6 protein-coding genes and 1 riboswitch are annotated in these 5,550 nt (G+C 73.7%); of the genes, 4 read left to right on the top strand and 2 right to left on the bottom strand.

Annotated elements, in window-relative coordinates:
- Window positions 1-768, top strand: a 768-nt coding sequence (locus JNW91_RS29070; RefSeq protein WP_238425900.1) for an ATP-dependent DNA helicase, incomplete at its 5' end; no start/stop codon positions are given.
- A 176-nt stretch (window positions 769-944) separates the two neighbouring features.
- Here JNW91_RS29070 and JNW91_RS29075 read toward each other — a convergent pair.
- On the bottom strand, window positions 945-2,297 hold the full coding sequence (locus JNW91_RS29075; RefSeq protein ID WP_238425901.1) for an AI-2E family transporter: 1,353 nt from the start codon (window positions 2,295-2,297) through the stop codon (window positions 945-947).
- 105 nt (window positions 2,298-2,402) lie between these two features.
- On the opposite strand from JNW91_RS29075, the gene JNW91_RS29080 reads away from it, so the two are divergent.
- Together JNW91_RS29080 and JNW91_RS29085 are read left to right on the top strand one after the other, a co-directional pair.
- On the top strand, window positions 2,403-2,741 hold the full coding sequence (locus tag JNW91_RS29080; RefSeq protein ID WP_203178694.1) for a GroES family chaperonin: 339 nt from the start codon (window positions 2,403-2,405) through the stop codon (window positions 2,739-2,741).
- Between the two features lie 81 nt (window positions 2,742-2,822).
- On the top strand, window positions 2,823-2,990 hold the full coding sequence (locus JNW91_RS29085; RefSeq protein ID WP_201749173.1) for a hypothetical protein: 168 nt from the start codon (window positions 2,823-2,825) through the stop codon (window positions 2,988-2,990).
- 6 nt (window positions 2,991-2,996) lie between these two features.
- Here JNW91_RS29085 and JNW91_RS29090 read toward each other — a convergent pair whose 3' ends face one another.
- On the bottom strand, window positions 2,997-4,481 hold the full coding sequence (locus JNW91_RS29090) for a PrsW family intramembrane metalloprotease (RefSeq protein WP_203178696.1): 1,485 nt from the start codon (window positions 4,479-4,481) through the stop codon (window positions 2,997-2,999).
- 23 nt (window positions 4,482-4,504) lie between these two features.
- A riboswitch (SAM riboswitch) is annotated at window positions 4,505-4,625 on the top strand.
- 46 nt (window positions 4,626-4,671) lie between these two features.
- Here JNW91_RS29090 and JNW91_RS29095 point away from each other — a divergent pair.
- On the top strand, window positions 4,672-5,550 hold an 879-nt coding region (locus JNW91_RS29095), incomplete at its 3' end, for an aminotransferase class V-fold PLP-dependent enzyme (RefSeq protein WP_203178698.1).

Raw genomic sequence — 5,550 nt, forward strand, 5'->3', positions numbered from 1 at the left:
GGCCGCACCGGTCCGGGCCGGCCGGCCGCCGAGACGCCGGGCCGCCGGCTGGCCGGTGACGCCGACACCGGGGCCGTCGTGCCGGCGACCGAGGGCCCGGGCTGGCGGTCGCTGGACGTGGGCTCGCCGTTCGACTACGCGCGGCAGGGCATCCTGTACGTCGCCGCGCACCTGCCCCGGCCCAGCGTGTCCGGGCTGCCCGAGGCGGCCGGCGAGGAGCTGCTCGGGCTGGTCGAGGCGCTCGGTGGTCGTACTCTCGGGTTGTTCTCCTCCCGGCGGGCCGCGCAGCAGGCGGCGGAGCTGTTGCGCGCGCGGACCGACCTGCCGGTGCTGTTGCAGGGCGAGGAGGCGTTGCCGCTGCTGGTCCGCCGGTTCCGCGAGGAGCGGTCGAGCTGTCTGTTCGGGGTGATGTCGCTTTGGCAGGGGGTGGACGTGCCGGGCGACGCCTGCCAGCTCGTGGTCATCGACCGGCTGCCCTTCCCTCGGCCGGACGAGCCCCTCGCGGCGGCCCGCGCGGCGGCCGTGGACGCGGGCGGTGGCTCGGGTTTCGCCGCGGTCAGCGTGCCGATCGCGGCGGTGCGGCTGGCCCAGGGGGTGGGTCGGCTGATCCGGGCGACCGGTGACCGGGGAGTTGTCGCGGTGCTCGACTCCCGGCTGGAGACCGCCCGGGGCTACGGCCCGTTCCTGCGTCGCTCGCTGCCGCCGTTCTGGTACACGACCCGCCCCGAGGTGGCCCGCGGCGCGCTACAACGCCTCGCCGGCTCCTGACGCCGCTGCCGCGCTGGGCCTCCGCACCCGACCCCACGCCGGCATTCCTCCCCCGCTCGGGGCCAAGATCGTGCAAAGACAAGGAAACAGTGGCCTGCCAGCTGGGGGAGGCCAGTGTCCAGGATCGAGCGTGATCCAGCCGGCGGCGCCGGCAGTCGTGCCCGTGCGGCGCGGCTCTAGGGGGCCTGCGCGGCGACGACCACGGCGTCGGGCGGGGTGTCCGGGACCCTTCGGGCGGCAAGCCGGCGGACCGCGGTGTTCAGCACCGCGATGAGCGGCACGGACACCAGCGCGCCGGTGATGCCGGCGAGTACGACGCCGGCGGCGATGCCGATGATCACCGCGAGTGGGTGGAGCGCGACCGCCCGTCCCATGATCAGCGGTTGGAGGATGTGGCCCTCCACCTGCTGCACGCCGATCACCGCTCCGAGAATGATCAACGCGGTGACCGGGCCGCTGTCGACCAGCGCCACCAGCACCGCCACGCCGCCGGAGAGCGCCGCACCGACGATCGGGATGAACGCGCCGAGGAAGACCAGCGCGGCCAGCGGGAAGGCGAACGGAACGTCGAAGATGACCAGGAAGATGCCGATGCCGACCGCGTCGATGAAGGCCACCAGAACGGTCGCTCGGACGTAGGCGCCGAGCGTGTGCCAGGAGGCGCGGCCGGCGTCGTCGACCTTCCATCGGGCCGCCACCGGCAGCAGCCGGACCAGGAAGCGCCAGATGCGGTTGCCGTCGCGCAGGAAGAAGAACGTCGCGAAAAGCACCAGGAGCGTGCCGGTCAGCACCTCGGCCAGCGTCGCGGCGGTGCTCAGCGCTCCGCTGGTGAACTTCGACGTGTTGTCGTTGATCCAGGCCTGCGCCTCGTCGATGTAGCGGTCCAGCTGGGTGTCGGAGAGGTGCAACGGGCCCGTCTTCAGCCAGTTCTGGATCTGCCGGACGCCCTCGGACGACTTCTGGCTCAACTCCGGGACGCCACGGATGAACTCGTTGACCACCAGGGTGAGCGTGCCGATCACCGCGGCCAGACCGCCGACCAGCACCACCGCGGTCGCCAGCGAGCGGGGCAGTCGAGCGCGCAGCAGCCAGCCCACCGCCGGCGCGAGCAGCGCCGAGAGCAGCAGCGCGATGGCCAGCGGAATAATCACGATCTTGATGGTGCCGACGATCCGCAGCAGTGCCCAGGCCACCACCCCGATCACGATCAACCGCCAACACCAGGCGGCGGCGATCCGCAGCCCGTGCGGCACGTCGGCGTCGTCCCGACTGGAGGTGGAGGTGTGCAGGTCGACCGGAGGTTCCGCACCGACGACCGTGGCGCTGGGCGGAGCGACCGGCCCCGGCGCGGCGGGCGAGGCCACCCGGGCCGGCTCCGAGGCGTCGCCAGGCGTGTCCCGGTCGGCGCGAACCGACTCCCTGCTCGACTGGTAGGCGCGGCGGAGCCGCCCGCGTACCCGCTCGAAGCGGCTCAAGCGCACCTCCTGGCAGAAGAACCGGTCCGCCCACGGCGACAGGTCGGACAGCATACGTCCGTTCCCGACACCGTAGGGCAGTTCCGCCACACATTGCCCCCACGACCACGGGCGTAACCACCGGCGGCCCACCGTCGGCGACACGGTAGCGTCTGCGTCGTGACCGCCGACCAGGATCTCGACGCCGGCCTGCCGATCCGCCTCCTGCACGACCGCGTGCTGGTCCGGATGGAAGGCGGTGAGGGCGAGCGCCGCTCCACCGCCGGCATCGTCATCCCGGCGACCGCAGCGGTGGGCAAACGCCTCGCGTGGGCCACCGCCGTCGGAGTGGGGCCGAACGTCCGCGCCATCGTCTCCGGCGACCGGGTGCTCTTCGACCCGGACGACCGCTCCGAGGTCGAGCTGCACGGCCGCGGCTACGTGCTGCTGCGCGAGCGGGACGTGCACGCCGTGGCCGCCGAGCGGGTCGAGACCGACTCCACCGGCCTCTACCTGTAGACGCGCCTCCCCCCGCCGCACGCCGTTTGCCGCGCCCCACGAGGGGAAGCCATCCGGCGACCGTGGCCCTGGGGAGGGACGATGCCGGTATTCGTGAAGAAGCTGTTGGCCTGGGGCAGCGTCGCGTTCCTGATCTACTTCATGGCGTTCCGACCGGATGGCGCCGCGCAGATGTTCAAGGCGATCGGCGCCGCGTTGATCGCGATGGCCCAGGGCCTCGGTGACTTCCTCACCACCCTCATGACCTGAGGGCCGTCAGGGTTGACCGGGCGTCCACGGCCCCGCCGGCCGCAGACCGGGCCAGCCGGGCGGGGCGTGCCCCACCGGAGGCGCGGGCGGCGCCGGAGTCAGCACCACCGGGATCGGCACCACCGGCTCGTCCGGCGCATCCACCGCACGCTGCGTGCCGTCCGGGAAGCGCAGGTGGTAGCGGCTGCCGTCCCAGACCCCCGCCGGAGCCTGCGGGTCCCGACCCACGAAGAACGACCGGTACGCGGTGATCGCCTCCAGCAACTCCCGCTCCTCCCGGGCGGACCGCTCCTGGTCGGCGGGCTTACGGTCCAGGCCGCGCAGCGTCCCGTCGCGCAGCAGCGCCAGCCGGGTCGCGGCGAACTGGTACCCCCGCATCGCCCGCAGACCGGCATCACCCGCGACCCGGCGTGCCCAGCTGCGGGCCGCGTGCCGGCGGCCGAGGCTGCTCAGCGCGGCCACCTCGGGCGGGGTCAGCCAGCCGGCGCGTACGTAGTCCGGCAGCGTCCGCTCGGTGAGCCGCCCCTCCCAGGCGCGCAGCCACACCGCCAGTCCCACCATGGCGAAGAAGACCGGCACCATGAGCCCCAGGAAGCCGTACAGCATGATCACCGCCTCACCGGTGGCCTGCGTCAGCGTGGGCAGCAGGTTCCAGGTGCCGTGCAGCATCATCGCCAGCAGCAGACCGGCGACCGGCGCGAGCACCCGGACCCGCCGGTCGGCCGTCCGGGCCGCGACACCCAGCCCCACACCGGTCATCGAGGTGAAGAGCGGATGGGCGAACCCGAACAGCAGGATCCGCACGATGAAGATGGCGATGACCTGCTGGGTGCCCGTCGCGGGGCCATACCGGTCGGCGCCGGCCGCGTAGCCGTACCCGCCCAGGTAGAGGATGTTCTCCACCATGGCGAAGCCCACCGCGGAGAGCCCGCAGTAGACCAGGCCGTCGGTGATCCCCGACCACTCACGGCGGCGGAACACCAGAAGCAGGATCGGGCCGAGCGCCTTGGTCAGCTCCTCGATGAACGGCGCCACCAGCACGCCGGTGAGCGCGGCCGGCAAACCCCAGTCGGCGAAGCGGCCGGCGGCGAACTCGTTCACGGTCAGTGAGGCGGCCGTGGCGACGAACGCCCCCCAGGCGAAACAGAAGATCAGGTACTTCAGGGGTTCCGGCTCGTACCGGTCCAGCCAGAGGAAGCAGGCGACCAGCACCGGCACCGGCAGGATGGCGGCCACCACCCCGATGAGCAGCGCCTGGAGCCCCAGCGACTGGCCGAGCTTGAAGACCATGAACGCCGCGCACCCGGCGATGAACAACGCCACCCCGGCCAGCGCCAGGAACCGCCAGACCTTGCTGCGCGCCGGCATCCGGGGCGCCTCGCCGGTGGACGGATCCGCGGGCACGGGCGGCGGCGACGGCGGGGGTGAACCGGGCGGGGTGTCGGCCATGCGGTCAGCGTAGCCATCCGCCGCCGGCTGGTCCGGTCGCATCGGCAGCCGCTATGCTGCCGGCAGGTCACGAGCGCCAGCGTCAAGCCCCGGCTTGCTGGCCGGCAACCCTCGTCGAGTTCGCGGTGGGGTGCCCCGGGTGATGACCGGGCCCAGCCCGATCGGTGTGCTGGGCAAGCGCGGACCCCGTCCCGATGTCGCACCCGGGGTCCCTGACCCCGGAGGTTCCGGCGTGTCCGTCACTCTCGTACCCTCGCTGCCCGCCCTGCCCACCGCGCCGCTCGACGTGCTGGGCGTGCCCGGCGAGATCAACCTGGACTACGCGGCCAGCGCGCCGTGCGCGCGGGCCGCGGCCGACGCGGTGACCGAGCTGCTGCCCTGGTACGCCAGCGTGCACCGGGGCGCGGGAGCGCTGTCGCGGCGCTGCACGCTGGCCTACGAGAAGGCCCGGCAGACGGTCGGCGACTTCTTCGGTGCCCGCCCCGAAGACCACGTGATCTTCACCCGGAACACCACGGACGCGCTCAACCTGCTGGGCCGGGCGTTGCCCGCCGGCACCACGGTGGTCACGTTCGCCGGCGAGCACCACGCGAACCTGCTGCCCTGGCCGCGCGGCTCGGTACGGCTGCCGGTGCCCACCGACCCCGCCGGGGCGGTACGCGCCCTCGCGGCCGCCCTGGCCGAGCTGCGCCGGGACAGCAACCCGGCGCTGCCGGTGCTGGTGTCGGTCACCGGGGCCAGCAACGTGACCGGCGAGCTGTGGCCGGTCGCGGAACTGGCCCGGGTGGCCCACCGGCACGGGGCCCGGATCGCCCTCGACGCCGCGCAGCTCGCCCCGCACGCACCGGTAGACCTGCTCGCGCTCGACGTGGACTACCTCGCCGTCTCGGGCCACAAGCTGTACGCGCCGTTCGGCGCGGGCGTGCTGATCGGTCGGGCGGACTGGCTGGACTCGGCCCCGCCGTACCTGGCCGGTGGCGGGGCCACCAGCCGCGTCGGCCCGGCAACCCATGACGTGACCTGGGCGACGGGCCCGGCGCGCCACGAGGGCGGCACCCCGAACCTGCTCGGCGCGGTGGCGCTGGCCGCGGTGTGCACGGCGCTGGCCGGC

This window comes from Micromonospora parastrephiae (assembly GCF_016802865.1).
GTDB classification, from domain to species: domain Bacteria; phylum Actinomycetota; class Actinomycetes; order Mycobacteriales; family Micromonosporaceae; genus Micromonospora; species Micromonospora parastrephiae.

Coding starts and splice junctions, on each gene's coding strand:
- JNW91_RS29075 (WP_238425901.1), bottom strand. CDS start 2,297: ATGCTGTCCGACCTGTCGCCGTGGGCGGACCGGTTCTTCTGCCAGGAG.
- JNW91_RS29085 (WP_201749173.1), top strand. CDS start 2,823: ATGCCGGTATTCGTGAAGAAGCTGTTGGCCTGGGGCAGCGTCGCGTTC.
- JNW91_RS29090 (WP_203178696.1), bottom strand. CDS start 4,481: ATGCGACCGGACCAGCCGGCGGCGGATGGCTACGCTGACCGCATGGCC.